This window comes from Kitasatospora azatica KCTC 9699, assembly GCF_000744785.1.
Classification (GTDB): Bacteria; Actinomycetota; Actinomycetes; order Streptomycetales; family Streptomycetaceae; genus Kitasatospora; species Kitasatospora azatica.
Window position 1 is genome coordinate 137,736 of sequence record NZ_JQMO01000002.1, and the last position, 25,748, is coordinate 163,483.

At 69.2% G+C, this 25,748-nt stretch carries 30 protein-coding genes and 1 pseudogene; 16 read left to right on the forward strand and 15 right to left on the reverse strand.

What is annotated here, in order from left to right; genetic code table 11:
• Positions 1 to 50 precede the first annotated feature (50 nt).
• From BR98_RS01215 to BR98_RS38865, 3 genes are all read right to left on the reverse strand, one after another.
• On the reverse strand, positions 51 to 1,370 hold the full coding sequence (locus tag BR98_RS01215) for a beta-ketoacyl synthase N-terminal-like domain-containing protein (protein ID WP_083975845.1): 1,320 nt from the start codon (positions 1,368 to 1,370) through the stop codon (positions 51 to 53).
• Between the two features lie 169 nt (positions 1,371 to 1,539).
• Positions 1,540 to 1,755: a DUF5988 family protein gene (locus BR98_RS40765; protein ID WP_232247188.1), complete on the reverse strand. Its 216-nt coding sequence runs from the start codon at positions 1,753 to 1,755 to the stop codon at positions 1,540 to 1,542.
• Between the two features lie 369 nt (positions 1,756 to 2,124).
• On the reverse strand, positions 2,125 to 2,577 hold the full coding sequence (locus tag BR98_RS38865; protein WP_035839098.1) for a hypothetical protein: 453 nt from the start codon (positions 2,575 to 2,577) through the stop codon (positions 2,125 to 2,127).
• A 613-nt stretch (positions 2,578 to 3,190) separates the two neighbouring features.
• Here BR98_RS38865 and BR98_RS38870 point away from each other — a divergent pair.
• The 3 genes from BR98_RS38870 (at position 3,191) to BR98_RS01235 (ending at position 5,348) form a co-directional block, all read left to right on the forward strand.
• A complete protein-coding gene (locus BR98_RS38870) occupies positions 3,191 to 3,562 on the forward strand; it encodes a sarcosine oxidase subunit gamma family protein (protein ID WP_051969172.1) in 372 nt (123 codons plus the stop codon).
• A 248-nt stretch (positions 3,563 to 3,810) separates the two neighbouring features.
• Positions 3,811 to 4,299: a hypothetical protein gene (locus tag BR98_RS01230; RefSeq protein ID WP_051969173.1), complete on the forward strand. Its 489-nt coding sequence runs from the start codon at positions 3,811 to 3,813 to the stop codon at positions 4,297 to 4,299.
• Between the two features lie 5 nt (positions 4,300 to 4,304).
• Entirely contained in the window at positions 4,305 to 5,348 is a 1,044-nt protein-coding gene (locus BR98_RS01235) for a hypothetical protein (protein WP_035839101.1), read from the forward strand.
• A gap of 189 nt (positions 5,349 to 5,537) precedes the next feature.
• On the opposite strand, the gene BR98_RS01240 is transcribed toward BR98_RS01235, so the two are convergent.
• Positions 5,538 to 5,789, reverse strand: coding sequence for a hypothetical protein (locus BR98_RS01240; RefSeq protein ID WP_157537281.1), 252 nt, complete (start codon positions 5,787 to 5,789; stop codon positions 5,538 to 5,540).
• On the opposite strand from BR98_RS01240, the gene BR98_RS01245 reads away from it, so the two are divergent.
• The 3 genes from BR98_RS01245 to BR98_RS01255 all read left to right on the forward strand — a co-directional run bounded on the left by BR98_RS01245 (position 5,788) and on the right by BR98_RS01255 (position 8,065).
• Positions 5,788 to 6,015: a hypothetical protein gene (locus BR98_RS01245; protein WP_157537283.1), complete on the forward strand. Its 228-nt coding sequence runs from the start codon at positions 5,788 to 5,790 to the stop codon at positions 6,013 to 6,015. The genes BR98_RS01240 and BR98_RS01245 overlap by 2 nt on opposite strands.
• A 378-nt stretch (positions 6,016 to 6,393) precedes the next feature.
• Positions 6,394 to 7,158: a glycoside hydrolase family 12 protein gene (locus tag BR98_RS01250; protein ID WP_035839110.1), complete on the forward strand. Its 765-nt coding sequence runs from the start codon at positions 6,394 to 6,396 to the stop codon at positions 7,156 to 7,158.
• Positions 7,159 to 7,522: 364 nt separating this feature from the next.
• Positions 7,523 to 8,065, forward strand: coding sequence for a hypothetical protein (locus BR98_RS01255; RefSeq protein WP_232247189.1), 543 nt, complete (start codon positions 7,523 to 7,525; stop codon positions 8,063 to 8,065).
• Between the two features lie 28 nt (positions 8,066 to 8,093).
• Here BR98_RS01255 and BR98_RS01260 read toward each other — a convergent pair whose 3' ends face one another.
• From BR98_RS01260 to BR98_RS01270, 3 genes are read right to left on the reverse strand one after another with little or no spacing between them, the layout of a single operon-like run.
• Entirely contained in the window at positions 8,094 to 8,387 is a 294-nt protein-coding gene (locus tag BR98_RS01260; RefSeq protein WP_035839113.1) for a DUF1330 domain-containing protein, read from the reverse strand.
• A 32-nt stretch (positions 8,388 to 8,419) separates the two neighbouring features.
• The gene (locus tag BR98_RS01265) at positions 8,420 to 9,853 is read right to left on the reverse strand and encodes an MFS transporter (protein WP_035839116.1); all 1,434 of its coding nucleotides are present in this window, start codon (positions 9,851 to 9,853) and stop codon (positions 8,420 to 8,422) included.
• Positions 9,850 to 10,212, reverse strand: coding sequence for a MarR family winged helix-turn-helix transcriptional regulator (locus tag BR98_RS01270; RefSeq protein ID WP_035839119.1), 363 nt, complete (start codon positions 10,210 to 10,212; stop codon positions 9,850 to 9,852). Before BR98_RS01270 ends, BR98_RS01265 begins: the two co-directional genes overlap by 4 nt.
• A gap of 351 nt (positions 10,213 to 10,563) precedes the next feature.
• Here BR98_RS01270 and BR98_RS01275 point away from each other — a divergent pair, with 351 nt between their 5' ends.
• Complete coding sequence (locus tag BR98_RS01275; RefSeq protein WP_035839122.1) at positions 10,564 to 10,791, forward strand: DIP1984 family protein; 228 nt, start codon at positions 10,564 to 10,566, stop codon at positions 10,789 to 10,791.
• A 518-nt stretch (positions 10,792 to 11,309) separates the two neighbouring features.
• Positions 11,310 to 11,975 (forward strand): maleylpyruvate isomerase N-terminal domain-containing protein, encoded by a 666-nt coding sequence (locus BR98_RS01280; RefSeq protein WP_035839124.1) that lies wholly within the window; start codon positions 11,310 to 11,312, stop codon positions 11,973 to 11,975.
• Here the strand turns inward: BR98_RS01280 and BR98_RS38875 are convergent.
• Together BR98_RS38875 and BR98_RS01290 are read right to left on the reverse strand one after the other, a co-directional pair.
• Positions 11,962 to 12,252 carry a hypothetical protein gene (locus BR98_RS38875; RefSeq protein WP_035839127.1) on the reverse strand — a complete coding sequence of 97 codons (291 nt, stop codon included), beginning with the start codon at positions 12,250 to 12,252 and terminating at the stop codon, positions 11,962 to 11,964. The genes BR98_RS01280 and BR98_RS38875 overlap by 14 nt on opposite strands.
• A 7-nt stretch (positions 12,253 to 12,259) precedes the next feature.
• Positions 12,260 to 13,006: a TetR/AcrR family transcriptional regulator gene (locus BR98_RS01290; protein ID WP_035842359.1), complete on the reverse strand. Its 747-nt coding sequence runs from the start codon at positions 13,004 to 13,006 to the stop codon at positions 12,260 to 12,262.
• A gap of 128 nt (positions 13,007 to 13,134) precedes the next feature.
• On the opposite strand from BR98_RS01290, the gene BR98_RS01295 reads away from it, so the two are divergent.
• Complete coding sequence (locus BR98_RS01295; RefSeq protein ID WP_035839129.1) at positions 13,135 to 14,055, forward strand: NAD-dependent epimerase/dehydratase family protein; 921 nt, start codon at positions 13,135 to 13,137, stop codon at positions 14,053 to 14,055.
• Positions 14,056 to 14,206: 151 nt separating this feature from the next.
• Positions 14,207 to 15,142, forward strand: coding sequence for a hypothetical protein (locus BR98_RS01300; RefSeq protein ID WP_035839131.1), 936 nt, complete (start codon positions 14,207 to 14,209; stop codon positions 15,140 to 15,142).
• A gap of 121 nt (positions 15,143 to 15,263) precedes the next feature.
• Here BR98_RS01300 and BR98_RS42435 read toward each other — a convergent pair whose 3' ends face one another.
• Positions 15,264 to 15,641, reverse strand: coding sequence for a helix-turn-helix domain-containing protein (locus BR98_RS42435; RefSeq protein ID WP_407639434.1), 378 nt, complete (start codon positions 15,639 to 15,641; stop codon positions 15,264 to 15,266).
• On the opposite strand from BR98_RS42435, the gene BR98_RS01305 reads away from it, so the two are divergent.
• Entirely contained in the window at positions 15,538 to 16,476 is a 939-nt protein-coding gene (locus BR98_RS01305) for a hypothetical protein (protein ID WP_035839135.1), read from the forward strand. The genes BR98_RS42435 and BR98_RS01305 overlap by 104 nt on opposite strands.
• Before the next feature lie 371 nt (positions 16,477 to 16,847).
• Here the strand turns inward: BR98_RS01305 and BR98_RS41895 are convergent, their stop codons facing one another.
• From BR98_RS41895 to BR98_RS01315, 4 genes and pseudogenes are all read right to left on the reverse strand, one after another.
• Positions 16,848 to 16,970, reverse strand: a complete 123-nt coding sequence (locus tag BR98_RS41895) for a hypothetical protein (RefSeq protein WP_267886032.1) — start codon at positions 16,968 to 16,970, stop codon at positions 16,848 to 16,850.
• A 629-nt stretch (positions 16,971 to 17,599) separates the two neighbouring features.
• Positions 17,600 to 18,298, reverse strand: coding sequence for an SDR family oxidoreductase (locus BR98_RS01310; RefSeq protein WP_035839139.1), 699 nt, complete (start codon positions 18,296 to 18,298; stop codon positions 17,600 to 17,602).
• Between the two features lie 178 nt (positions 18,299 to 18,476).
• Positions 18,477 to 19,053 (reverse strand): annotated as a pseudogene (locus tag BR98_RS37275) (transposase family protein).
• Between the two features lie 35 nt (positions 19,054 to 19,088).
• Positions 19,089 to 20,264, reverse strand: coding sequence for a cytochrome P450 family protein (locus BR98_RS01315; protein ID WP_035839142.1), 1,176 nt, complete (start codon positions 20,262 to 20,264; stop codon positions 19,089 to 19,091).
• 351 nt (positions 20,265 to 20,615) lie between these two features.
• Between BR98_RS01315 and BR98_RS01325 the strand changes: the two genes are divergently transcribed.
• On the forward strand, positions 20,616 to 21,380 hold the full coding sequence (locus BR98_RS01325) for a bestrophin-like domain (protein ID WP_198042098.1): 765 nt from the start codon (positions 20,616 to 20,618) through the stop codon (positions 21,378 to 21,380).
• A gap of 201 nt (positions 21,381 to 21,581) precedes the next feature.
• Here the strand turns inward: BR98_RS01325 and BR98_RS01330 are convergent, their stop codons facing one another.
• Positions 21,582 to 23,207: a flavin monoamine oxidase family protein gene (locus BR98_RS01330; protein WP_232247191.1), complete on the reverse strand. Its 1,626-nt coding sequence runs from the start codon at positions 23,205 to 23,207 to the stop codon at positions 21,582 to 21,584.
• Positions 23,208 to 23,888: 681 nt separating this feature from the next.
• Here BR98_RS01330 and BR98_RS01335 point away from each other — a divergent pair.
• The 4 genes from BR98_RS01335 to BR98_RS35890 all read left to right on the forward strand — a co-directional run bounded on the left by BR98_RS01335 (position 23,889) and on the right by BR98_RS35890 (position 25,671).
• Positions 23,889 to 24,353: a GPI anchored serine-threonine rich family protein gene (locus BR98_RS01335; RefSeq protein WP_035839149.1), complete on the forward strand. Its 465-nt coding sequence runs from the start codon at positions 23,889 to 23,891 to the stop codon at positions 24,351 to 24,353.
• A 267-nt stretch (positions 24,354 to 24,620) separates the two neighbouring features.
• Positions 24,621 to 24,743: a hypothetical protein gene (locus BR98_RS41900; protein ID WP_267886033.1), complete on the forward strand. Its 123-nt coding sequence runs from the start codon at positions 24,621 to 24,623 to the stop codon at positions 24,741 to 24,743.
• 128 nt (positions 24,744 to 24,871) lie between these two features.
• Positions 24,872 to 24,982 (forward strand): hypothetical protein, encoded by a 111-nt coding sequence (locus BR98_RS40770; protein ID WP_407639402.1) that lies wholly within the window; start codon positions 24,872 to 24,874, stop codon positions 24,980 to 24,982.
• On the forward strand, positions 24,979 to 25,671 hold the full coding sequence (locus BR98_RS35890) for a hypothetical protein (protein WP_051969174.1): 693 nt from the start codon (positions 24,979 to 24,981) through the stop codon (positions 25,669 to 25,671). The genes BR98_RS40770 and BR98_RS35890 overlap by 4 nt, the downstream gene beginning before the upstream one ends.
• Positions 25,672 to 25,748 lie beyond the last annotated feature (77 nt).

Genomic DNA, 25,748 nt, shown 5'->3' on the forward strand with positions numbered 1-25,748 from the left:
GGGACCGGGAGTCGACCGGCGTGCGCCGATGCGGAGGTTGCCGGAGGGGTTCAGGCGACGTCGGGGGTGCCGAGGAGGATCGCACTCTTGACGCCACCGATCTGGTAGTTGCAGGTCAGTGCGTAGTCGAACGCCAGCGCCCGGGTGTGGGTGCCGGGCAGCGGGTCGAAGGCCAGGTTGTCGGCCGGCTGCTCACAGTTGGCGGTGGGGCACACCTCGCCGTGCTCCATCATGAGCAGGGTCAGGGCGACGCCGAGGGCGCCTGCCGGCGCTCCGTTGTGGCCGAAGCAGGCCTCTTGGGACGTCACCAGCAGGTCGGCTGCCGCAGTGCCGTACAGCTGCTTGACCGCGTTCGACTCGAAGGCGGTCACCACCACGTCGCCGTCGCTGCCGCCGTGGATGTACGGCACCTGTCCTACGTCCCACCGGTCGCCGAGGCACCCACGGACGGCGGCGACCAGCGAGGAGCCGCTCTCGTCGCTCGCCAGCGGGTTGGAGAGTCCGTCCCGGGTCATGGCGTGAGCGAGAACCTGGCCGTAGGCGTGTGCCCCGCGCCGGTGCGCGTGATCGCGGCTCTCCAGCACCACGGTCGCGGAGCCCTCGCCGTGGTTCACGCAATCCGCGCGCCGGTCGTAGGGCCGCATAAGGCGGTCGAACGACGGAAGCAGCTCGGGCATGCCGTCCACCCGGATCGACTCGTAGGTTCGTTGCGCGCTGTGCAGCAGGCGCTGGACGTTGTGGATCACGTTGACCCCGAAGACGTCGACGCCGGTGACGACCGCGAGGTCGACCGAACCGTCGGCGATCATGCGGCGGGCGTTGCCGATCTGCACGGCGGAGGACGCGCAGCCGCACGAGACGGTGAAGCAGGGGCCCGTCGTGCGGGTGAGGGCGCCCTGCACGAGGGCGACGTCGGACGGCGTCAGGGCCTGCTGGCCCCTGACGAAGAGCTGCATCGCCTCGTCCGGTGTCGTCGTAGCGGCATCGGCCTGCAGCACGGCGAGATAGCTGTCGACGTTGGCGTCGATGCCTCCGCGGCCGGCCAGGATGGCCGCCTGGGCAAGGTCCCCGCCCCGGATGTTCAGCCCAGCGTCCGCGCAGGCCTCCACCAGCGAGACCAGGCCGAAGCGGTGCGCGTCGGTGTAGTGCTGGGAGAAGATCCCCGGAACGTCCGGGAGGCGCTCGTCGAACTGGGCGGGCGAAAGGCCCACCGAGCCGTAGTAGACGCCCTGGTGCTTGAGGCAGGTACGGCCGTGGGAGGCGACCTTCCAGAGGTCGTCCACCGTGAAGACCGGCCGGTCGTCACCGGGCAGGCAGAAACCCAAGCCGGTGACCAGGGCGTCCCGCCCGCTCACTCCGCCGCCGCCCATTCTCGCGGCAGACCCGGTCACGACACACGCTCGCGGGCTCGCGCCGGACGACTGGCGCTGGTAGCCCTGCGGCAGGGGAAGTCACCCATCACTACTCACCTCTGTTCCTGTGACCGGTTCATGGACCCGTCGGGTGCGACAGCTGGTGTCGCAGCCCGCGTCGGTGGTTCTACTCGGCTACCGCTGTGCTGTACGACCACCGGTAGACAGGCATCGGCCCGCAGCCGATGTCGGCATACTCCTGAGAAAACTCAAAATGTTCGTACCTGTTCCCATGGGGGATCTTCACGCGTTCCGGAGGCCCGTCGGAGGGCACTTCCCAGATCTGCGGGAGATAGTCAGGGCCACCCCTGAGAAGTGCGAGCGTCGCTGGACGCACGATCATCACCTCCCCCCATCAGCCGACGGCGCAGGAGATTCCTCTGAGAGAACCTTCACCCACGCAAGGTAAAGGTATCCTGAAAATGACCGGAGGGAAGAGCGCGAGCAGGGTCTTGATGACATCATGCGAGGTGCTGTGAGGCGTACGAGTATTGCCGATCGGCGCGTACGGTCAATGGCACTGAATTGTGCGCCCCCATAGGCCCGGCAGCTGCAGCCCGATGATAGGTGGTATTCCCCAGTGGGAGCGGTCCGATTCCGCATATTTACCATGACCCTTGGCGCTCACTCGCCCCCGGGGCTCGTGCTGAAAAGACGGCGGCGTGCCCGACCACTATGGGTCGGGCACGCCGCCGTCAACTGTCGGGTGCGGTCAGTCCGTGCACGCGGAGACCAGCAGGCCCGGGGTGCCCGGGCCGACGGTCTGCGTCACGGGGCCCAGCGGGATGCTGATCGGTCCGCTGGTGGTGGTGCCGGAGAGCGACCCGCTGACCGTGACCGTCACGGGCTGGAGGCTGGAAACGCTGATCTCGACGCCGCTGCCGCCGTTGGGGCAGGAGGCCGGCAGCAGCAGGACCACCGGAAGCGGGCCGCTCGTCACGGTCGCGGTCGCGGCGAGCGTCACACTGGTCAGCGGCGGGGTCGTCACGCAGGTCGTGTCGATGCAGGCGGTGACCGGCACGTGGGGGACCGGCAGCGGTCCGACGGCCAGGCTCACCGAGTGCGAGTCGGCGAAGGCCGGCGTCGCCAACACGAGCGGGAGGACGCCGAGCGTCAGGGCCGCGGCCTGCAGAGCGGCTCGGCCGCCCAGTCGGGAGAACGTCATTTCTTTTCCTTTCGGCTTTTTGCATGACTCTGCGTGTCAGCGAGCGCTCAGACCGGCGAGTTGCACCCGTAGGTCACCGAGATTCGCGTATGCCACGGGCCGGAACCGCTTGCCAGAACCTCGCTTCACACGGATGACCCTGCCAGCGAAGGAGGTCCCAGAAAAGGGCTCAGTCAACCACGGCGGTGGCGCGATGGGCGAATTTAGGCGCGAACCACAATGCGCAGGGCCTCGCGCCGGCTCGCGCTCTGAAGTGCTCCCCGGAGGAGCCTGGGGAAAGTCAGAGCGTGCAGACTTTTCAATACTAGTAGAACCGCGTATTGAATTCACCAGGTCTGACCTGATGACGATTCGGCTGCAGCAGGATCAGCCTCGTGGTTGTGAGGATGTACTCCGACCAGGGGTGACGCAGGCCGAACCCGAAGCGCCGATCCACGAGCGCTTCGGCCTCAATCTGATCTACGACATGAAAAAGCGGACCGCGACCGTGCGGTCACAGTCCGACGATTCCATGCACATATCAAAGCGTCCGAGGCCTGACGGGCACGAGGTCCAAGCATGGTCGCCGCAACCATCGCCGAACCCGTCCTCTACGACCCGAAGGGAGCCCGCCGTGACGGTTGACCAGCTGCGGCACAGTCCGCTCGGACACCTCGCCGACACGTTCGAAGCCCGTGCCGTCACGGGCGAACGAGGCGCGCGACTGCGCGAGGTCCCGTTCCTCGTCCAGCTCAACCTCCGGCTCGACCCGGCCGATGCGGCCGCAGCGCGGGTCGGCAAGGCGCTCGGCGCGGCTCTGCCGACCCGAGCCGACACCGCCGTCCAAGCAGGCGACCTCCAGTTGCTGTGGCTGGGACCGGACGAGTGGCTCGTCGTCGGCCCCGACGGCTCGGGGCCGACGACCGAGCCGGTCCTGCGCGCGGCGCTTGGAGACGAGCCCGGATGTGCGTACTCGGCGTTCATGAGGTCCCAGAAGGACCGGTAGCGGACGGCCCCGGGCAGCCAGTGGGCCAGGTACCAGGCTTCCCACTCTCCGTCAGCGGTGCCGACGAGGGGGGTTGAGGAGGTAGACGTCAGTCGCATTTCCAATGGTCACGCTGTACGCAGCCTGCATGTGAACCCCTCGGTCTAGTCACGTCCAAGTGGCCCCTTTGACCGCTGAACACCCTCCGTTCAGCTCGAATCACCAGTAGTGTCGTGCAGCCTGGTCGGTTCCGGTGGGGGTGCGTGGTGATGGTCATTGAGATCGCCGTGGGGTACCTGTTTGCGTGGGCGGTGCGGAAGGCCCGGCGGGTGTCGGGCCGGACGTACGATGACATCGCCCGGGAAGTGGACGCTGGGATGGACCGGCTGCACGAGCTGGTCGAAGCGAAGCTGGGGCAGGACCGGGCACTGGAGCGGGCCCTTGAGGAGGCCACAGAGGGCCGTGACGAGCTCAGCGAGCGCACTCGGCTCCGACTGGTGCTTTCGCTGGAGGAGGCGGCTGAGCAAGATCCTGACTTCGCCACGATGCTGCGAGAGGCGATCGAGCAGGTTCAGCACCTGGCCGGCGAAGCCGGAGGCGGGTTTGGCGTCAGCGGTGGCGTCATAACTACCGAGCAAGGGTCCGTGGCCACCGTTCGGACGGGGAACGTGGACCTGACTGGGAGCGAGTTCTTTCGCGATCCCGCCGTCGCGGGACCGCCGGGGCCTCCGTTCGGGGACGACGAGGAAGACGCCTGACGACGATGGGTGACATCGCCAAAGGGGCATTCAGTGGTGCATGGTCCCTGCTGGTGGGCTGGATCTTGCCCACCGCAATCAACCTGGGAATCTTCTTCATCGTCGTCTGGCCCGGCTTGCGCACCACCACGTTCGTCACCAGCACCTGGCCCGCAGAGACCCCGAGCACCTCGCTGCTCCTGCTGACCGGCTCAGTACTGCTCGGGCTGGTGTTCTTCGCTCTGCGGACCCCGCTGTACCGGCTGCTAGAGGGCTACCTGCTATGGCCCGGCCGACTCGCGGCCTGGAGCTGCGCCCGCCATGTCCGAGCGAAGCAGATACTCAAGAAGCGGCGCAGCCTCATTCTCCTTGCGACCAGACAACGAAACGCGGATCCGCTGACTGCCGCCGAGGTGGACAGGCTCAATGCGCTGCGCGACGACCCCCAGCTGCGCCGCTACCGCGCCGGGGATGGGCGGAGCAACATGGTGCAGCGTGCATTGCTCGGAGAGCGCCTTCGCCGCTACCCCGCGGATGACGAGCAGATCACCCCCACGCGGCTGGGCAACGCGATCCGCCGATTCGAGGAGTACGGCCACAACCGCTTCCGGCTCGACAGCCAGATACTGTGGGAAGAACTGGTCGCCGTGGCACCGGAACCGGTACGACACCAAACGGAGACCGCTCGCACGAACGTCGACTTCTTTATCGCCCTCCTCTACGGGCACCTCCTCGTCGCGACAGCGGCGGCGGGGACGCTGGCCTCCGCCTCCGCGAACACGACACTGCTGCTCACCACGGGCTTGGTGCTTACGCTCCTCGCGCTGGTCTGGTATCGCTGCGCGATCGCTGCGACCGACAGCTGGGCGGCGGCGGTCCGCGCCCTCGTCAACGTCGGCCGCAAGCCACTCACTCAGTCGCTGGGGCTTGAATTGCCGGAAACGCTCGCGGACGAGCGCGACATGTGGACCAAAGTAACCCGACTGGCATTGCGCCCCTATGGGGCCGACTCCGATGCGCTCGATCTCTACCGCATCAAGTCTCGTGGCGGGACGAACACCGAAGGCTGATCAGTACGGGTGCCCACGCTTGCTGGGTCGACCACGAGGTCCCCCAGCGAAGCCGATGTTCTGCAGCTGACCGTAGCCGCAACCAGCCTCCCCTACCGCGACGTTGGCGACTTTGGACATGCCGGACCCTGGCGAGCCCGCAGTTGCGACTGCCAGCGACCAGGTCAGGCCTGGTGCGGCGTCACGTGTTCAGGTGTCAGGTCGCCTCTGGGTGTCGATGAGCAATGAGTGCGTCGAAGTCCGTGAGACGACAACCTGATCGAACTCCGCGAGTCCGACGAAGGTGACACCATCCTCCGCACCAGCCCCTCCGCCCTCTCTTCCCTCCTTTACGGCGTCAAGGCCGGCGAATTCGACCACCACGCCTGGCCAACCGGGCCGCCGGAGCAGGAAGTCGACCCCGCCGACTTCCTGCTCCCCCTCCTCGATGCTGACCATCATGAAGATCGCTGCGGCCCAACTGTCCCGCGTCTCCGCCGACCAGGGCACCCGTGTCGCGCTGGAGGTACAGCAGTTGCCGTTGCCGTTGCCGATGCACACGGATGAGCCGGTGACGATCATCGCCCGCCGTCCGAGTTTTCCCTCCCCCACCAACCTCGGGAATCTCTTCACCCGTCAGATCGGCACTTGCCCCGGCACCTTCCGCCATATCCGCCAGGGCCAGTAGCGGTTCCGTCAGGGCCAAGTGGCTGGCGCGGCCGATGCTATTCGAAAGCGGTTCGACAGTCGTTCGGAAGCGATTCGACAGTCGGCAGGTGAAAGAACTGAGTCCTGCTGCGCAGAGCCTTGCTGTGCAGAGGCCCCGTCATTATTACTGTCCACAGACGCAAGCGCTTCAACCCTTCGCACCTGCGTCTGGCGAGCCCGGTGCTTGCAAGTAAGGGGACCGGGCACCGTTCCCGCAGTTGTTGAGCACACCACCTCGGACGGGGCTGAGCCGCGCCGTCCCGAACCCGGACTCGCCGGCCAGCGACACCTCGCTGCGCCGGCTCCCGCCACCAGACCGGGGAGTCCGGAACAACGCATCGCCGTCCTTGGAGGACACATGAGATGGCACACCCGTAAATCCATCACCAGAAAGTCGGCCGGGTTCGGTCGGCTGGCCCTGATCGTCGCCGTGATCGCCGGGTTCCTGAGCCTCGCGTCTCCGGCGCAGGCCCAGGTGTCCTCCACCTGTGACCGGGGGGGTCAGTACACCCAGGGCAGTTGGACGATCTACAACAACATCTGGGGCCAGAACGCCGGCTGGCAGTGCCAGACCGTCAACAGCATCAAGTCCTGGTACGTCGACGGCAGCCAATCCGGCGGCGGGATCAAGTCCTACCCGAACACCTCGGTCCGCCCCCAGACCCCGCTGTCGCAGTTGAACTCGGCGGGCTTCTGGTACAACACGTCGTCGGCTCCCGTCTCCGGCAGTGACTGGTGGGACTGGACGAGCGACTTCTGGTCGACCGGCAATCAGGACGAGATCATGGTCTTCACCAGCTGGTACCCGACTGCGGGTGGCTGGGGCAAGCAGATCGCGTCCAACGTGACCATCGGCGGCATCCTGTACGCCTCGATCTGGCAGGCCAATCCCGGCTGGAACGTCCTGCAGCTCATCCCCGCCCAGCAGACCAACACCGGCAGCATCGACGCCTCAGCGGTCTGGCGATGGGCCGCGTCGTGGAACCTCCTGCGCAACACCAACTTCGACACGATGCAGTTCGGCATCGAGATCACCTCGACCAGCGGCGTGCAGAAGCGGTACTCGCTGAACGCCTACAGCGCCTGGTGGAACAACACCTCCGGCGGCGGATCAAACATCTAGCCGCAAAACGCGCGACACGACGGTGCACTCCGTCCGCGCAGAGGGACGAACGCCGGAGCGATTCCCCAACGCATACCTTTCCGCCGGGCCTCGAACGACAGGTTCCGGCGGAAGGGTATGCGGAGTCCTCGAATCCAGGCGGGGAATGCCCCGTGGTGCCTTCCGTTTCCTGTGGTGCCTTCCGTTTCCTGGTGGCCCGGTCCGGCCGCGTACGCCGGCGCCGCGTACGCCAGCGGAGGTGCGATTGCCTGGGCGTCAGCTCCGTCACCGACCCACAGGCTCGATCAGCGACCCGCTTCGACACCATCGGTCCGCCACAGAGGAGGTCATCGAACCGCAGCGCCGCCCTGCCTGCCGCCTCTGCATGGCCCGGCGGCACGTCCACGGGCTCGTCGTCCGCAGCACCCCGCACCACGAAGGTGTCTGCCACCGGCACAGCCGCTGGCTCCTCGGAGCAGAGCAACACGATCTGACGCTGCTGCCCGAGGTTCTGCGGGCCAACCTCCAGCATCACCGGATCGTCCGCCGGGGCGCCCATCCCTCCACCGAGCTGGCCTTCACCGAGCTGGCCTCCACCGACGCCCGCGACTGCCTGACCAGATGGTTCACCGGTGAGCAGAGCGGAGAGCCTCTTCGGCAGAGGTGGAACCGCCGACTCGAGGTGCTGGGCGAGGACCCGTTCGGTGATCCCCAGCGTCCCTCCGAGCCCCGACTCGAAGTGGCCGCCTACCCCGAAGTCATCGTGCTCACCGGCCTGTTCACCTCCCCGCACCGGCGCGACCACCCCCAACTGCCTGCGGAGGCAGCACGCCGTTTCGGCGTTGCTCAGACCCAGCTCGGGCCGGGACCGCTCCGAAAACTGCCACCTTCACTGCGAATCCTGGAGCAGGGCGTCTCACCACCCTGACTCCAGTGAAGATCCGACTGGACCTCGGTCAGTCGATGCCTTCGACGATGCGGAAGTCGCGCTCGACGGCGTCGGAAAGGACGAGCAGCGCCTCCTGGTAGGCCGCACTCTCGCGCGCCGCGACGGCCTGCTCGAAGCTGTCGAACTCGATCAGGACGGTGCGCTCGGCGATTCCGGCGTCATGCGCCACGACCCCACCGCCACGGACGAGGACCCGACCGCCCCCGGCCTTGACGGCCGGCGCGGCCAGCTTGTTGTAAGCAGCCAGCTTCTCAGGGTCTGAAATGGTGCGGTAGACGCTGACCCAGTAGCCCTTGGGCATGGAACCTCCAGTGTTGGGATGGTGCATCTGACTTACGGGTTGGTCTCGGACGAGCGCCGGCGGGCCAGAGCGAGGCTTGTCAGCGTCGTGATCGCCATGGCGCCGATGCCGACCAGCGCCGCGGTGGTGTAGGCGCTGTCGTCGGGGAAGAGGTGGCCGGGGCCGGTGCCCGCGGCGAGGATCAGGCCGCCGATGGCGCTGCCCAAGGAGTACCCGACGCTGCGGACGACGTAGTTGAAGCTCATGGCGCTCGACGTCTCGCTCTTGGGGGTGGCGGCCAGGATGACGCCGGGCATCGCGGCCGAGAAGCCGCCGACGCCGAAGCCGAGCACGCCCATCGCCGCGAACAGTTCGGCCAGGTCCGACCGGGCCGCCGCGAACAGGGCGAACCCGCCGCCGACCACGACGGCGCTGCCGGCCAGCAGCAGGGGGTCGGCGATCCGCGTCCGGAGCCGCGGCGTGAGCTTGCCGGCGACGAACCCCAGCACCGAGAACGGGATGAGGACCAGCCCGGCGACGAAGGTCGTCAGCCCGAAGCCGTAGCCGGCGCCGTGCGGCGTCTGCGCGTACCGGGTGATGAGCGTGAGCAGGAGGTACATGCCGATCCCGCCGACGAACATGGCGAGGTTCGCCCCGGCGACCGCCGGGTGCCGCACCGCCCGCACATCGACCAGGGGCGTCGTGCTGCGCAGCTCGATGACGGCCCAGACGCAGAGCAGCGCCACAGCGACGACGGCGAGGCCCGCCGCCACGGCGAGGTGCCGGCTCCACAGATTCCGTTCGCCGGCGAGGAACAGCACCAGGAGCAGCGCAGCGGCCAGGACGACCGCGCCTGCCACGTCCACGTGGGCGGAGCGGCCTTCGGGGGGTTCGGGCATGGAGCGCCACGCGGTCAGGAGGGCGGCGGCGGTGACGACCAGGCCGAGGCCGTAGGCGGCCCGTACCCCGCCGAGCTCGGCGAGCAGTGCGGCCAGCGGGTAGCCGACGCCGGCCCCGATGATCGAGACCACCGAGATCAGGGCGATCACGGCCGCGCTGCGCTCCTCGGGGAGGTGGTCCCGGGCCACGCCCATCATCAGCGCCGTCAGCCCGAGCCCGACGCCCTGGGCCGCCCTGCCGGCCAGCAGCCACGCGAAGGGCAGCGGCAGCACGGTGAGCGCACTGCCGGCGACGACGACCGCCAGGGTGGCGAGGATCGTGGCCCGCCGGTGCGGGCCGGCTCCGAGCCGGCCCAGGACCGGCGTGGCGATGGCGCCGCTGAGCAGCGCGACGGTCAGCGTCCACTGCGCGCTGCCGAGCGAGACGTGGAACGAGGTCGCCACGCTGGTGATGAGCGGCGCCCCGAGGCTGGCGACCGCCGCCACGACCAGAGCGATGAACATCAGGGCGGGGACCAGCAGCCGCGCCTCGGAACGCGCCACCGGGAACGCCTTCACCACGACCCCGCCGACCGGCTGCCCGGTCACCGCTTCGGCCCTTCGCGGTCCTGGCTTTCGAGCTCCGCCAGATGCTTCAGTGCCGGAAGGGCCGCCACCAGCGCCTCGACCTCGTCGCCGGCGAGCTCGCCGATCAACCGCTCGAACGCGTGGACGCCCGCCTGGCGTCGCGTCCGGACGTACGAGGCGCCGGCCTCGGTCAGGCACACCAGCGTGACCCGCTTGTCGGACGGATCGCCCCGCCGCTCGACCAGCCCGGTTTCCTCCATCACCCGGACCAGGGCGGTCATCGCGGGCTGCGTGACGCCCTCGACCGCGGCCAGATCGGTGATCCGTCGCGGGCCGGTCTTGTCCAGGGTGGCCAGGGTGGCGGCGGACGTCAGGCTCATGTCGCGGGGAAGGCGTCTCGCGGCCCTGGTGGCCAGGCCGTAGAGGGCTGCCCCGATGGCGGCGGACGCGCCAGGAGCGGTGTCTTGACGACTCATGCTCGAAGCATAGCACTTTTATATTCATAGTTTATGGATATGGTCGACTGTCGCGGAGGGCCTCTTCGGCAGAGGTGGAACCGCCGACTCGAAGTGGCCACCTACCCCGAAGTCATCGTGCTCACCGGCCTGTTCACCTCCCCACACCGGCGCGACCACCCCCAACTGTTCCACCCGCCGCCCCGCGAACCGCACCGTCGGCTACCGACGTGCATACTTGCCGGACGATCAGAAGGACGTAGAGGTGATGACGCGGTGAAGCTGGCTGAGGCGCTCGCGCAGCGCGCGGCTGCGGTGCGGCGGGTGGAGCAGTTGCGGGCGCGCGTCGTCGGCAGCGCCCGCTACCAGGAGGGTGAGGAACTCCTCTCCGCCCTGCCGGTCGCCGAGCTCCGCGCCCAGGCGGACCTCCTGGCCAAGGAGATCCGCGAGGTGGACACCCTGATCCAGCGCACCAACTGGGAGATCGACCTGATCGAGGACTGACCCCACAAGCTGGGTGTGGGAAGCAGGTAGTCGCCACGGAGGCGTGCACACACCGCGGGCCGGCGGTTTATCCGGCCCTTGGCGCGTGAAGAGCAACGCAGGGGTTCGATTCCTCACCAACAATGCAGCTCAGCATCGCGTACAGGTGACAGAGCACACCACACAGCTCACCACCATGTGCAGATCCGGACGACGAGGGCGGGAACGGGGCGCCCCACACCCGGTGCGAGGGCCGTGCATACAACCACGGCCCTCGCACCAACTCCACCCCCGAGCCACTCAAGAGGCGTCGTCAGGGTCCGTTGGGGCTCGCAGAGAATCAACATGCGGCCGCGGACCCGTGGCAACTGATCGACAGCAGGGCCAGGATGGCGGTGTCAACAGCCACTCAGGTCGACCTCGGCTTACCGTCCTTCTCTGACATCACTGGACGTCACGTCACCACCGAACGCGAGGCTGCTGCCCAACCCACGTCCCAGGGCCCGTAATGTCGGGGGTTCCAGATCACGGAGGGCTTGATGAGCGTTAGCGTTATAGACGCCTACCTGGGCGCCGCGGACAAGGCATTAGCACTGCTGGAGGCTCCGGAAGTTGCCACGGCTTGGGAGCGGCCCAGTGCATTGGCCAAGATGACGGTCGGCGGCCTGGCCGGCCACCTCGCCTATCAGATCCTGAGTGTCAGCCCTGCCCTGCAAGTGTGTGTCAACTCCGCCCTGCAGGAGTCCCCGCCCCAAGAGGCGCCGATTCCCCTGCTGGAACACTACGCCCGAGCTGCTTGGATCGATGCGCCGCTCGACGGGGAGGTCAACCTCGGCATTCGGGCGAAGGGCGAGGGCATCGCGTCCCAGGGGGCATCGTGGTTGGCAGAGCTTGCCCGCGCCTCGTTCGTTGAGCAGCGGACCAGGCTCACGGAGTGTTCGGGCGAGGAGGCCGTGTTCATGCCGCAGACGGGATGGGCGCTGCGTCTCGATGACTTCCTGGTCACCCGGATGTTGGAGCTCGCTGTGCATATGGACGATCTCGCCGTCAGCGTGGGGCTGGCCGTCCAAGAACTCCCGGGGGACGTATTCGACCCGGTGCTTGTGCTGTTGGCCCGGCTCGCCGCCCGGCGGCACGGCCAAGCCGCGTTGCTGAGAGCGTTGACCCGAGTGGAGCGGGCTCCGACGGCGATCAACGCGATCTGACCCATCGCAGGTAGTCAGCCCGGACAAACAGCACGCGGTGCTGATCACTTCGTAGTTCAGCGAAGCCTGCATCCGCTGCCCAGTCCTGCGGCCCGACCCCGCGCAGATGCCCCGGCTGCAGGAGATCCACACCAACCTGCTCGACCGGCTCCGCGAGGCCGAGCCGCAGGGCCGGCTCGGCGAGGTCGCCGCGATCGACGCCGGCCTCGCCGCCGCCGAGCACAAGCTCGCCGCCATGCGCGACCTCGCTGCCATGCGCGACCTCGCCGCCCGCCACAGGGGTGTCACGCAGGAGGAAGCGGCGGGACGTGGAGCCCGATCGCCTCGGCTGCAACGGTCATGGCGGCGTCGAAGTACCCGGGGTAGTCCGTGATCACCCCGTTCAGGTGACCGAACAGCTCGAAGCTGATCGTGCCGATCAGGGCGATCCACAGGGTGAGCGACCGTTCCACCAGGTCCGCGTACGGCTCGGCCGGCGCCCCGCCCGCGCTGTCGAGCACCTTCTGGGCGACGAGTCTCGGCCCGGGGAGCGGCCGTGTGGGGGGTCGCAGGAGGCCCGAAGCGTGTGCCTCGACGACGAGTCCGGCCATCAGCCGGGTGACCCGGGTGGCGGGGTCGACCGTGTCGGTGGGGGCCTGGTAGCCGGGGACGGGCGAGCCGTAGACCAGGGCGAACTCGTGCGGGTGGGCCAGGGCCCACTGGCGGACCGCCCGACACGCGGCAAGCCACCGGGCGCCCGGATCGGCGGGAGCGGCGGGAGCACCCGGATCGGCGGGAGCGGCGGAAGCCGCTCCCGACTCCGCCGCCGCTCCGACGGCGTTGAACGCGTCGATGATCAGCGCGGTGAGCAGTGCGTCCCGGCTGGGGAAGTAGCGGTACAGCGCCGAGGAGGCCAGGCCCAGGTCACGCGCCACCGCGCGGAGCGACAGCGCGGCTGCCCCGGTCTCGGCGAGCTGCCGCGTGGCGGCTTCCTTGATCGCGCGAGTGAGCTCGGCGCGGGCCAGTTGCCGCGCGGTCTGCGACGCCGTCATGCCGTCCATTCTGTCATTCGAGAGCAGTGCACACAAGCGAGAGCACCGATCTTGACTTACCTCCACCAATACGAGAACACTTATCCACGAAGAGAGCACTGCTCTCGAAACTCTCCAGGAGGACTCCCGTGGCACGGCACATCGTCATAGGCAAGGGCCCGGTCGGCGCCGCCACGGCGCGACTGCTCAACGAACAGGGGCACGAGGTCGTCGTCCTGAGCCGCACCGGCGGCGACGGGAGTACGGCGCTCGACGTCACTGACACGGCGTCACTGCGGCAGGCAACCAAGGGCGCCGAGGTGATCTACAACTGTGCGAGCCCGCTGTACCACCGGTGGCCCACCGACTGGCCGCCGATCGCGAACGCCCTGCTCGACGCGGCCGAGTCCGCCGGCTCGGTGCTGGTGACGATGGGCAACCTGTACGGCTACGGCCCCGTCGACGCCCCCCTCACGGAGGACCTGCCGCTCGCGGGCACCGGTACCAAGGCCCGGGTCCGCATCGGCATGTGGCGCGACGCGCTGGCCCGGCACGAGGCCGGCCGGATCCGCGTCGCGGAGGCACGGGCCTCGGACTTCTTCGGACCCGGCGTGACCGACGCCGGCCACCTCGCCCAGCGGATGATGCCGGCACTCCTGGCCGGCCGTGCAGTCCGGCTGATCGGCAACCCGGACGCACCGCACAGCTTCACCTACATCCCCGATGTCGCCCGCGCGCTCGTACGGCTCGGCACCGACGAGCGAGCCTGGGGACGCGCCTGGCACGTTCCCACCGCCCCGCCGCTGTCGACCCGGGAGGCGGCCCGGCACCTGTGCCGGCTGGCGGGTCTGCCGCCGGCCAAGGTCAGCCGGATCCCCTGGTGGCCGCTCCACCTGGTCGGCCTGGTCAACCCCATGCTCGGGGAACTGCGGGAGGTGCAGTACCAGTTCGACCGGCCGTTCGTGCTCGACTCCCAGGCCTACACCGCGACCTTCGGCGAGGCGTCGACCCCGATCGACGAGGCGCTGGGGGCAACCGTCGAGTGGTGGCGGGCCAGGCTCAGTCGGTAGCGCCGCCTGCCAGGCACCGGCCACCGGGCATCGGCCATCGGGCTGCGCAGATCCTGCGGCGAGTCGGGAGCGGGCCGAAGCCGCGTTCAGTGAATCAACTCCAAGCGCAGCGTGGCCTAGAGCACCGCGGTGCCGTCCACTCTCCGAGGAAATGATGACGATCCGCCTCTGGCACCGCCCGCTGGTACTCCTCGCCGCCGCCATGACGGCCCTCGCCCTGGTCTGCGCCGTCGGCCTCGCGGTCGACGACCGGGTCCTGGTCGGGGCGCCGATCTGGCTGAAGCCCTTCAAGTTCTCCGTCTCCATCGCGATCTACTCGGTGACCCTCGCGTGGATGCTGTCCCTGGGCCGCACGGCCCCCCGCTGGGTCTGGTGGCTCGGGACGACGATCGCCGCCGCCAACGTGATCGAGATGGTCGTCATCGTCGGCCAGGTACTGCGCGGCAGACAGAGCCACTTCAACGTCGCCACACCGCTGGACGCCGACCTCTGGTACGCGATGGCCACCTCGATCGTCACGTTGTGGCTGGCCAACCTCGCCATCGCGGCCAGGCTGTTTCGCGAGCGGACCGGGGACCGCGCGGCCACCTGGTCCGTCCGGCTCGGCCTACTCCTCGCACTGGTGGGCATGGCACTCGGCTTCCTCATGACCAGCCCGACCCCTGCCCAACTCGACACCATGCGCAGCGGGGCCACCGTGGGCATCGTGGGGGCCCACAGCGTCGGCGTCGCCGACGACTCGCCCGGCATGGCGATCACCGGCTGGAGCAGCACCGGCGGCGACCTGCGCATCCCGCACTTCGTCGGCCTGCACGCGCTGCAGGCCATCCCGCTCTTCGCCTGGCTGCTGGTCGCGCTGTCCCGCCGGTTCCCGCGGTTGGGCGACGAGCGGACGCGCCTACGCCTGGTCCTGGTGGCGACCGGGACCTACGCGGGCGTGCTGGCGATCCTGACCTGGCAAGCGCTGCGCGGCCAGTCGCTCGTCCACCCCGACGGCGCGACCCTGACGGCCGTGGCCCTGCTGGCCGTTGGCGTGGCGGCGTCCGTTGTGACGGCCACCGGGACCCGCACGGCAGTGCCGGCGTGACCGGCCGCCCCGTCGAGCCGACCGTTCCCGCCCGCAGGACCTGACCAGGTCACGGACGTCGGCGGCGATGCTTCGTGATCTCCGTGCAGCTCTTTTTGATCTTGCTCGGGCAACGGACCGTCTATGCGAGACCAGACCGTCCATGAACGGCCTGGAACGTTCCCGCCGCGGTGAACGCGTTGGTGATCGGCGCGATGAGCGAGGCGAAGCGGCGGGCACCCGCGGTGCCGATCAGCGCCCATAGCGCGACGCAGTGCTCGTCCGTTTCCACCTCGATGCGCTCGTGCCTGGCCAGCCCGGCCGGGGCTGGGGAGCGGGGCGCGCCGGGCTCAACGACTGCGGCGGGCTTGCGTGATGGCTGCCCCTGGCGGCGGGTGGGGCGGCATGATCGGGGGATGACTGATGACGATCTCCCCCTCGGCACGGACCCCGCACGCGGTGTCGTGCCGTCCGTGCTGCAACTCGCCGCGCCCCGGGTGCGCACGGTTGACGACCACATGTTCCGGCCGTCCGGTGACAGGTCGTCGGCGTCGTTCCGGCTGCAGTTGTTCACCGCAGAGGGTCAGCGACCGGTGGCGGTGGCCTCGCAGACCATGCACGAAGGCATGAGTCTGACCAACGCGGCGGAGGTGTACGCCTCCGCGGTGTGGGAACGGCACTGCCCGAACGAGGAGTTCCCGCCGCTGTGGGTGCAGCGGCATCTGCACGACAGCGAGTTCGGGATGAAGGACCGGTTCGAGCTGGTCACCTTCGGCGAGGTCGAGCCGTACCGGCTGAGCTCGCCGACGTGGCGGACCATCTCACCCGAGCAGTTGGCGAAGCTGGTCGGCGGCCCGGTCGCCGAGGACCGGGGAGCCGGGTACGTGCCGCGCGAGCCGCTCCCGGAGCCCGAGTCGCAGTTCGAGGTGATGGCGGTATGGCGGTTGTCCAGCCCCAACCCGTTCCGGGCGCCCGAGTGCATGCCGGCGGGCACGCCGTGGTGGCGGCGCTGGTGGCGCCAGGCCGTGCCGTGGCGCGGCGTCCGTGACTGCTGCTGGTACCACCGCGGCGACTGGCACACCGTCAACCGCATGGCTATCGCGATCCTCGCCCAAGGAACCGAGGCGGCCATCGCAGCCGAGGACATGGCCGGCTTCGCCGACGAGCGCGCCGCCGCGGCCGGCGCGGACGACTGGCAGCGGGAAGCGCTGCGCTCACTGTTCAGCCTGGCCGTGGCCATCCAGCCGAGCGAGGGTGTCGGCTACGTCAACGGGCAGCACCGTGCGCAGGCGATGATGGACGCGGGGGTCCGCCGCACGGTCGTCGTCCGCGACGTGTGGCCGGCGGAGTCCTGAAAGCCGCAGCCGCGTTCGCCGTACTCGAGTAGCGGCAGTCCCTCGATCAGCACTGCGCCCAGCGCGTCGGTGACCGCCTGGTGGCGGCCCTCGAGGGCGGCGTGGATCCGCAGGCCGCGCTTGGACGTGCGCCGGTCGGGAACCTCCTCGCCCGACCGGGCGCGGTCCAGCAGGAGTGCCATCCGTTCAGGAGTGCCATCCGTTCGGCCACCGTCTCCCGGCAGGCGGCCAGCGCGGTTCCTGCCCGTCCGTCACGGCGGTGCGCTCCCCTCGCTCCGGCGGCCGGACGGACGGGTCGTCATGTCCGGTTCATCACCTCGGATATGGCGATTCTCCGCCGCCACCGGGCCTTGAGTGCCCATCCCGGTGACTCACCTCGCCGCGAGCAGGGGGGCGCCGAGCCCGCGCAGCAGCGTGTCGACCACCACGTCGGCGGCCTGTGCGGGACTGAGGTCGGGCAGGCGCGTGGAGCACTGGACCGGCGGGCGAGGCAACGACGGACGGCGGCGGCCTGGTGTCGCTGCTGGGCCGGACTGTCCTCCGGGAGCCGCTCGGGCTGGTGGTGATCACGCCTATCGTCTGCAGATGGTGCGACTGGGACCAGTTCGAAGTGACCGCAGGCGAGTGCTTCTGCGAGGGCTGCTGCCTGCCGAACGACATAGTGGACGGAGATGTCTACCCGAGCGGAACCCCCGGGAACTCACGCCGTCCGCCTCTCCACTGCCCTGGCTGAGTGAGGTCCTCCGCAAATCAGCTGACCCGGTATGCCCCGCCGGACACGACGTGCTTCACGTGTCGGTCGCTTCTGTCCTTGCCGCGGACGGCCGGGTTTGCCGCCTGTCGGTCGGCCTGCAGTGTCCGGTTGACGGAGCACTGTGCCTCTACCCCCCGACAACGTGGACGTGGCGTCGAGCAGGACCTGACACCGACCTCGCCCGGCGAATCGGTCCAGGCGTGCTTGGTCAAAGTGCCTGGTGCGACCGTCCCCTAGGCTGGTGCACGCGGTCTACTGACTTCGGCTTGTCAGGGTGACGGTGGGTGTCGAGGGTCCGGCTGGTGCCGGCGATGAAGCCGTCGAGGGTGTCGGTGCTCATGCGCCCCGTCGCCCACAGCGCGATCGAGATCAGTTGACCTGGCCGGCGGGCCGCATAACGAGGTGGTTGATGTCCACGCCTTCGGGTTGATTGACGGCGAACAGGATCGCCTCGGCGATCTGCTCGGCGGTCAGCGTCGGCGCCTCTGCGGGTGATCCGCCGCGCTCGTCCCAGAATGGGGTGTCCACAACCCCTGGGGCGACAAGAGTGACGCCGACACGGTCCTTGGCCACCAGGAGTCGGACGTTCTCGGCCAGGGCGTGCGCGGCCCACTTGGTGACGGAGTACAGGTTGCCGGGCGTGTTCCTGGTACCCGCGACCGAACCGACGATCACGATCCGGCCCTTGGACTTCCTCAGGTGTGGCAGTGCCTCGCGTACCAGCAGAGCCGGGCCGAGGATGTTGGTGAGAACCATGGCACGCATGGCCGCAGGGTCGTGGTCCTCCAGCGTGCCGGGCAGGGAGAACCCGGCGTTCGCGATCACCGTGTCCAATCCGCCCCACAAGCCCACGACTTGACGCACGGCAGCGGCGACATGGCGCTCGTCACTGGCGTCACCGGTGATGGTCAGCAGCCGCTCGCCCGCTCCGGTGGAGGTGGCGAACGCGGCCAGGCGATCGGCATCGCGGCCGGTGATCGCCACGCGGTGGCCTTGCTTGAGCAGGACACGGGCAGTGGCCGCACCGATCCCGCTCGAACCGCCGGTGATCAACGTGACGGGTTCCATGGCACAGCCTCCTTGGTGACGGCGGTATCGGCGATGCGCCGGGCTTCAGGTGTCGGTGAACACTGAGTTGGCGGACGCAGGCTACCCGATAATCATGATGTTGTGACGCAACATCAAGATCGGGCGGCCTGCGCCGCAAGTGTCGATCCCGGGCTGATGGAAACGGTATTCGCTGAACTCACCGCAAGCCTGGCGCCGGTCTTCCACCGCCGTGACCTGCGGCAGAACGCACTGCGTACCTGCGTGGGCTGCTGATGGCGTGGTGAACGCCGTCACCCTTGAGACGGCAGTCGCGGAGGATCTTCCAGGTCTTCATTCGGGCGAAGACGTGCTCGACGCGGGCTCGAACCTGCTTGTGCTCGCGGTTGTGCTCGGCCTGCCATTCGGTGGATGCCGACGACCAGGCGGGAGTGGGCGTCGATCACGACCTGGTGGTTGGTGGTGTACCGGTAAGTCTTCGGCTGTTCGGCGATGGTGTGGTCGCGGGTGGGAACGAGAGTGCCGTCCACGATCAGCACGGTGTCCTTGTGGAAGCGACGCCGGGGCTTGAGCGCGAGTAGCGGGCCGATGTGGTCGATGATCCGGTCGGTAGCAGACTTGGACACCCCGAACAGCAGGGCGAGCTGTCGCAGTGTCAGGTTTGTCCGCGTAAACCGCGACCAGCAGTATCCGGTCCTCAGCGGCAGACTCCACGGCCGCCCCGCCCTCTCGCCAACGAGATCCCACGTTTTGCAGCAGGAGATTCGAGTTGCCATCAGGCGAAGGCGCCCCGGCTCACGGCTGTTTCCGCCTATGGCAGGACCGGCAGAGACTCGAGGCCCCGCACAAGCCGCGTGGGCCGTCGGCGCAGCTCGGCGTTGGGCACGGCGAGTCGCAGCCGGGGGAAGCGGGCGACGATCCTTCGGAACGCGATCTCGGCCTCGGCTCGGGCCAGAGGCGCGCCGAGGCAGCGGTGGATGCCGTGTCCGAAGGCGAGGTGCCCCTTCGTAGCGCGGTTGAGATCGAGCCGGTCCGGCTCCCAGAAGCGGGCAGGGTCGCGGTTCGCGGCGCCGGGCGCGATGAGCACGGGTGAGCCGGCCGGGATCTCAGTGCCGCCGAGACTGATGGCCTCGGTGGTGAACCGGAAGGTGGCCAGGCTCACTGGCGAGTCAAGTCGGAGAAGCTCGTCCACGGCCGCGTCGACCAGGTCAGGCTCATCGCGCAGGCGGTGCAACGACCCCGGTGTCTGGAGCAGGGCCAGGAGACCGTTGCCGATCAGGTTGGTGGTGGTCTCGTGCCCGGCCACCAGGAGGAGCACCGCCAGGGAGACGAGTTCGTCCTCGCTGAGCCGGTCCTCACCGTCGCGGGCACGGATCAGGTCATTGAGCAGACTGTCGTCCGGCGCGCGGCGCTTGAACGCGATGAGGTCAGCCATGTAGCCGGCGACGGCGTGGGAGGCGGAGTCGATCCGTTCAGGCCGTCCGGCCGCGAAGAGTTCGTTGGACCATGCGCGCACCGCCGCGCGGTCGGCGTCGGGAACTCCCAGCAGTTGGCAGATGACAGTGACGGGCAGTGGGACAGCGAAGCTCTCGATGACGTCGGTCTGCTCGCCGGGCACCCACTCGTTGAGCAGCTCGTCGGTCACGCTCGCGATGTACGGGCGAAGGCGTGCGACGGCTCCTGGAGTGAAAGCCTTCGTCACCAGGCTTCGCAGTCGCGTGTGCTGAGGCGGATCGGTGGCCAGCATGCTCTGGGATACAGCAGGGTGCAGGTTGCGCCCGGTGTCCTTGCCGGCGAAGAAGCGCGCCGTGTCCTTCGACAGCCGCAGGTCGGCGAACGCCTCCCTGGCTTCGGCGTAGCCGGTCACGAGGTAACTGGACCGGCCGCCGCCACTGGGCACCTCCTGGACCGGCGAAACGCTTCGGAGCGCGTCGAAGGCGGGGTACGGGTTCTGGAAGAAGGCCGGATCTTGAAGTGGGTTGCTCATGCTCATCCCTGCGCCGTCTCGGGCATCGGTGCCTCGCGCGAGGCCGTGCGGACGATCTCGCTTGCGGCATACGCCCGCGCCACCGGCCCCAGGCGGATCTTCTCCGACCATGGCCACCACCACAACACGTACCGCCGCCACCCGTGCGAGCGCGGCATCAGGCCCCCGAACGCCGACGCGACATCGCCCGGCGGCTGCGGCCCCGGCCGCACCCACCGAGCCGGGCCGGGCAACTCGGCGCCGGCCGCGCGGGGATGACCGATGACAACGTCGACGTCCTGTGCACTCAATGGGATGGATCTACCACTGCACGCCCCGGCCCGCACCCGTAGGTGAGGTCAAATGGGGCCCATGAGCTCGGCTTCCATCACCGTCCTGATCGCCGGCTGTGTCGGCGCCTCAATCCTCGTCCTGTTCCTCATGGTTCGCTACATCCCCCAGCGCTGGCACGAGGGATCGACCCTCAAGGACAGCCTCGAACACTTCTCGGCCCTCAACAGGACGTTATTCAGCTTCATCCTGGCCCTCTCGATCGTCTCCGCCGGCACGAGCCTGAGCAAAGCCGGCGACGAGGTCAGCAACGAAGGCGCAAGCCTCGTCAACCTCTACTGGGCAACCCGACCCTTGCCCCAGGCCACACGCGCACAAGTCCGCGAGCTCACCCGCCAGTACACCGTCACCGTGATCAACGAGGAGTGGCCGGCGATGGCCCAGGGCGCCACCAGCGCACGCGCCCAGGAACAGTACGACGAACTGCGGCGCGTACTGCAGGACACGGCAGGCAGCACCCAGCAGGAGCAGACCTTCGCACGGGACTCGCTCGTGGCCCTTCGCGAAGTGGGAGACGCCCGGCGCGCGCGGATACTGGCCGTCTCCCAGCACGTACCCGACTACCTGTGGATCGGCCTGATCCTGTCCGCGGTACTCCTCGTAGCCACATCCGCGCTCCAGATCCGTGCGTTGACCTGGCCGGGAATCATCGGAATCGGCGGCCTGGCCCTGCTGCTGTCCGGCGTGCTGACCCTGCTGTCAGCCATGAACCACCCCTTCAGCGGGGGCATCCACGTAGCACCCGACGCGTTGAGATTCGCCCTTACCCGCTACGCCGTCATCTGACCGCCAACCGAACCCGACAGCCCGGGCGCTGGCGGTGTCGCCGCAGACCGGGTCGCGTCCTCCCCATGCACCGCCCCCGCCCTCGGCTCGACCCGACCCGACCCGACCCGACCGCAGCACAACGCAAGGCCGCGGGAACGGACACGCCCGGCCCCCGCCCGACCAGACGGGCGGCGGCCGGGCGAGGGGCCGGGCGGCGATTCAGCGAGGGTGGACCTCAAGGAAGGCGCGGACGCCGGATTCCAGGGCGCCCTCGATCCAGGCCGGCTTGAGGCTGGTGTGCTCGCCCGCGAAGTGGACCCGGCCCTCGACCGTGCGAGTCGCCGGGTGCAGCTCGTGGAGCTGACCGGGGGTGAACATGACGGCCTCACCCAGCGCGTAGCGGGCCCGGGCCCAGGACTGGGTGGCGCCGGTTCCGGTGAACTCGGTGCGGGCCTGGGGACCGAAGAGGCGTTCCATGTCGTTCAGGGCGAAGGCGTAGCGCTCGCCCGGGGTGAGGGAGTCCCAGCGGGCGGCGTCGTCGGACCAGGTGTAGGCGGCCAGGACGACCCCGCCGGGCGACCCGTCGGGACTGTGGGAGGGGAAGTAGGTGAAGCGGCTGGGGCTGTCGGAGACGCAGCCGCCACCGGTGAAGCCGCCAGGTCCGTTCTCCCAGAAGCGGGTCTTGAACTCCAGCAGGACCTTGGTCGCGGAGTCGTAGTGGAGCTCGTTGACGGCGCGTCGCTTCCGGTACGACATGAGCGGCTGGATGTCGCAAAAGCGCAGGGCGCTGAACGGGATGGTGACGATCGCGTAGTCGCCCTCGAAGACCTCGACCGGGTCGGTGGGCGCGCCGTCACAGGACTCCTCGTCGCCGCTCTCCGCGCAGGTCTCGATCCGCACACCCGTGTCGCTCTGCAGCAGGCGCGTCATCCGCCGGCCCATCCGCAGCTCGTTCCGCAGAGGTGCCGCCATGGCCTCGGTGAGGGTGTCGGTGCCGCCCTCCAGCTCCCAGTACCGGTTGGTGGGACTGATCACCGAGTGGTCGATCAAGGTGGGGACCAGGGAGTAGTGCAGACGCGAGGTCATGTTCTCCAAAGTCCCGGCCGCCTGGAGGGTGGGCAGGTCCCAGCCGGCCTCCTCTACCAGGTAGCGGTGGGTGGAGTAGCCGTCGTACTTCTGGAAGATGCCCGCCCAGGCGGCCAGCTGGGCCGCGATCGGGCCGTCCGGGACGGTGACCTTCTCGAAGGCCTTGGTGACGGCGGCCGCCGTGGTGCCGTCCAGGGCGCTGCCGAACGTGCCGTTGACCGACTTCGGTGACTGGGCGTACGCGGCGCGGGTGCTCTGGACGCCGTTGACGGCGATCCTGGTACGGAAGTTGGCCGTCGGCGCGACGAACGGCGCGTTCTTGGGCCCACCGTCGCCGTTGCTCCAGGTCTCGCCCGTGAAGGAGCGGTACACCACCGGCGGCAGGTCACCGGTCGCGGCCGCACCTGCGGCGACATCGGCGTTGTAGAACAGGCGCCGCTTGAGACCGAGCTTGTCCGCGAGCGCCAGGACCATCGGGTGGAAGTCCGGCAGGCGCATCGCCCCCGCCTCCGCGTGCAGCTGCCTGTCCTCGAACACCCCGCGAAACGTCTTGACCCGCCCGCCGACCCGGCTCCCGTTCGCCTCGATCACCACCACCTCGTGGCCGGCCTGCTTCAACAGCGCCGCGGCGGCCATCCCCGCCACACCCGCGCCCACGACCAGCACCTTCTTACGCGCCGCCCGGGCCGGCAACCTGCCATCGATAAGGACCTTCAGATAGTCCAGCTTCAGATCACTCGCCTCGTCGTCCCCCACCATGAGCATCCTGCGCGCCAACTCACGCGCCAGACCCTCGTCAGCACCCCCGCCCCGGGAAGCAGGCACCGCCGCCGCACCCGCCGACGACCGGCCCACGAACGCGGCACCTCCCGCCAGCGCCGCACCGGCGGCAGCCGAACCGAGCACCGCACGACGCGACACCCCACCACGCCCCGAACCCGGCTCGGGGACAGCATCGGGAACAGGGCCCGGACCGGGTGCGGGGGCGGGCTGATTGGTAGGCAGATCCACAAGAAACTCCAAGGTGTCGGAACAGAAAAACCGGACAACACCTGGCCAACTCCCCCGCCCCGTACGAGACACGACACCACCACCAACACCACCCGAACGAGACCAACCACCCCGTCCCAGACCGACAAACACCCCGGAGCAGCTACGCCCGAGGCGGCCGCGACACACACCCCCCGCACCACCCCAAGGCCGAGGCCGAGCAGCCACTCCGGCGACACCCAGGCGCCGGACCCCGCCGATCCCCGAACCGAGCCCAACCACCCCACACACGCAACGGCCACGACCCAGCCCCATGCCCCTCCCGCCAGACACCCCTACGCGCGCGTTGGTGACGGGCAACGGGCCGTCCACTCAGCGCGGCACCACAGCCCGGCCCGTGGGGACGACAACAACCGGTGACGGCTCGAGCAGAAACCCGTTGAGCAGGCCATGCAGACCCTCACCACCACCGCGCGGCGGCCACGCCTTCCGGCCGCCGCCGTCCTGGCCCTCGCATACGTGACGGCCACCGGCCTGGCCCAGCCGCAGCCCGCCGCCGCAGCCGCCAAGTTCTCCCAACCCATCACCAACGTCGTATGGGAAACGGGCACACCACACTCGATCATCTGGACCGACGCCACCCCGGGCCGGCACCCGCTGAAGCTGATGAGGGGACAGGCCACCGCGCTGCAGCAGGTCGCGCAGATCGCCGTCGTCGACGGCGCCGCCGGCCACTACGAGTGGGCCGTCCCAGCTGACCTGCCCAGCGACAACACCTACGCGATCGCACTCGGGAACTCGCCCGACATCGGCTTCACCGGCCAGTTCACCATCCGAAACACCCACGCCGCACACGCACCCATTCCCACATCGGCACTGGCACCCGCACCCGCACCCGCACCCGCAAGGCCCTGACACCGAGACCACCGACAACACCAAGCGGCGGCCCACCACCCCGGCGGGCCGCCGCTCCACGTCCTTGACGGGCATGCGCGATCAGGCGCTACCGGGCGCCTCACCGAGGCGCGGGACGCGGACCTCCCTCCACGGATCCCCGGTCCTGGCGCGCCGGTGCCTCATCCGCTCCTTCTCGGTGGGCAGGGGCAGCCGCAACGACCCGAGAGCTTTCGCGGCCCAGGTGTTCATGCCCCAGGCCGCTCCAACCGGGGTCCGGGTCGGCCCTTGTCCCGCAGCTCCAACAGCGAACCCGCCTCCCCGCCGACCAAGCCCCGACGCGTCCAACACGAGCGCAGCAAGGCGCTCACCGTGCGGGCGGCCGAGGCGACCCAGGCGGCCGTGCCCTGATCAGAGACCGAGAAGTTCCACGGCTACGGCGATCCGGCCCACCCGACGGCGATTCTCGAGCAGCTCACCGCCCCGGCCTTGTTCTGCGCTTCTACGCCGATCTGACGGAGGTTCAGACCGCAGAGGCGATGGGCTGCACCGTCGGCACGGTGAAGAGCCAGACGGCCAAAGCGCTTTCCACCCTTCGCCGGCTGGCGCCGGCGGCGTTGCTGTCCCAGACCCCAGGAGAGGTGGCATGAACGAGCCGACCCACGAGGAGACGGCTGTGCGGCACCTGTTGCGCGACGCCGCCGCCTGCCTTCCGGCCGCAAGGACTGACCTGTTCGCGAACGTCTCGGCCGGTGCACGGCGCCGTCGGCGCCGTCGGCGCCGTCGGCTCACGCTGTTCGGCATCGCCGGCGCTGTCCTGGTCGTGGCGGGCGGGGCGTCGGCCGTCACGACGTTGACCGACCGGCACGGGGATACCGAGCGGGTACAGGCGAGCAGCACCGACCGTCCGTGCCCGGCGCAGCTGGAGCCCTTGAGCGCCTCGCAGCGCCCGGAGGCAGCGGGCGTCATGGTCCCGGCGTCGCCGGTGTCCGCACAGCTCTGCGTCTACGCTCCATTGTCGTCTACGGCCCCGGGAAGCCCGGAGGGTCTGGTGCCCGCCCGCTCCGGCCCTCTGTCCGGCCCTCAGCTGAACGCCCTGGTCGCGTCGCTCGACGCCGCACCGAAGGGTGCGATGCGCTGCATCGCCGATGCGGACACGGTCGCGGCCGTGCGGTTCGTCTACGCGAGCGGACCCGACGTCGAGGTCCGCATTGGAGTGGACAGTTGCCGGAACGCCTCCAACGGCAGCCGCGATGTCATCGCCACCGCAGTGACGGTCCCCGTGCCCCAGGACGCGGCGCAACGTGCGGCAGCGGCGGCGCCGACCCCGCCGTCGTGAGGAGGACAAGCCGTCGTCCAGCGGGCGCCTGCTCGCGGACTGGGGCGCGGCCTGGCGCTGCGTCATGGGTGCCCGCC

What these genes read in the sequence shown, in the direction of transcription:
- BR98_RS01215 (WP_083975845.1), bottom strand. Translation starts at nt 1,370, where the DNA reads ATGGGCGGCGGCGGAGTGAGCGGGCGGGACGCCCTGGTCACCGGCTTG.
- BR98_RS40765 (WP_232247188.1), bottom strand. Translation starts at nt 1,755, where the DNA reads ATGATCGTGCGTCCAGCGACGCTCGCACTTCTCAGGGGTGGCCCTGAC.
- BR98_RS38865 (WP_035839098.1), bottom strand. Translation starts at nt 2,577, where the DNA reads ATGACGTTCTCCCGACTGGGCGGCCGAGCCGCTCTGCAGGCCGCGGCC.
- BR98_RS01230 (WP_051969173.1), top strand. Translation starts at nt 3,811, where the DNA reads ATGGTCATTGAGATCGCCGTGGGGTACCTGTTTGCGTGGGCGGTGCGG.
- BR98_RS01235 (WP_035839101.1), top strand. Translation starts at nt 4,305, where the DNA reads ATGGGTGACATCGCCAAAGGGGCATTCAGTGGTGCATGGTCCCTGCTG.
- BR98_RS01245 (WP_157537283.1), top strand. Translation starts at nt 5,788, where the DNA reads ATGAAGATCGCTGCGGCCCAACTGTCCCGCGTCTCCGCCGACCAGGGC.
- BR98_RS01240 (WP_157537281.1), bottom strand. Translation starts at nt 5,789, where the DNA reads ATGATGGTCAGCATCGAGGAGGGGGAGCAGGAAGTCGGCGGGGTCGAC.
- BR98_RS01250 (WP_035839110.1), top strand. Translation starts at nt 6,394, where the DNA reads ATGAGATGGCACACCCGTAAATCCATCACCAGAAAGTCGGCCGGGTTC.
- BR98_RS01255 (WP_232247189.1), top strand. Translation starts at nt 7,523, where the DNA reads ATGGCCCGGCGGCACGTCCACGGGCTCGTCGTCCGCAGCACCCCGCAC.
- BR98_RS01260 (WP_035839113.1), bottom strand. Translation starts at nt 8,387, where the DNA reads ATGCCCAAGGGCTACTGGGTCAGCGTCTACCGCACCATTTCAGACCCT.
- BR98_RS01270 (WP_035839119.1), bottom strand. Translation starts at nt 10,212, where the DNA reads ATGAGCCTGACGTCCGCCGCCACCCTGGCCACCCTGGACAAGACCGGC.
- BR98_RS01280 (WP_035839124.1), top strand. Translation starts at nt 11,310, where the DNA reads ATGAGCGTTAGCGTTATAGACGCCTACCTGGGCGCCGCGGACAAGGCA.
- BR98_RS01290 (WP_035842359.1), bottom strand. Translation starts at nt 13,006, where the DNA reads ATGACGGCGTCGCAGACCGCGCGGCAACTGGCCCGCGCCGAGCTCACT.
- BR98_RS01300 (WP_035839131.1), top strand. Translation starts at nt 14,207, where the DNA reads ATGATGACGATCCGCCTCTGGCACCGCCCGCTGGTACTCCTCGCCGCC.
- BR98_RS01305 (WP_035839135.1), top strand. Translation starts at nt 15,538, where the DNA reads ATGACTGATGACGATCTCCCCCTCGGCACGGACCCCGCACGCGGTGTC.
- BR98_RS42435 (WP_407639434.1), bottom strand. Translation starts at nt 15,641, where the DNA reads ATGTGGTCGTCAACCGTGCGCACCCGGGGCGCGGCGAGTTGCAGCACG.
- BR98_RS01310 (WP_035839139.1), bottom strand. Translation starts at nt 18,298, where the DNA reads ATGGAACCCGTCACGTTGATCACCGGCGGTTCGAGCGGGATCGGTGCG.
- BR98_RS01315 (WP_035839142.1), bottom strand. Translation starts at nt 20,264, where the DNA reads ATGAGCAACCCACTTCAAGATCCGGCCTTCTTCCAGAACCCGTACCCC.
- BR98_RS01325 (WP_198042098.1), top strand. Translation starts at nt 20,616, where the DNA reads ATGAGCTCGGCTTCCATCACCGTCCTGATCGCCGGCTGTGTCGGCGCC.
- BR98_RS01330 (WP_232247191.1), bottom strand. Translation starts at nt 23,207, where the DNA reads ATGGTGGGGGACGACGAGGCGAGTGATCTGAAGCTGGACTATCTGAAG.
- BR98_RS01335 (WP_035839149.1), top strand. Translation starts at nt 23,889, where the DNA reads ATGCAGACCCTCACCACCACCGCGCGGCGGCCACGCCTTCCGGCCGCC.
- BR98_RS40770 (WP_407639402.1), top strand. Translation starts at nt 24,872, where the DNA reads ATGGGCTGCACCGTCGGCACGGTGAAGAGCCAGACGGCCAAAGCGCTT.
- BR98_RS35890 (WP_051969174.1), top strand. Translation starts at nt 24,979, where the DNA reads ATGAACGAGCCGACCCACGAGGAGACGGCTGTGCGGCACCTGTTGCGC.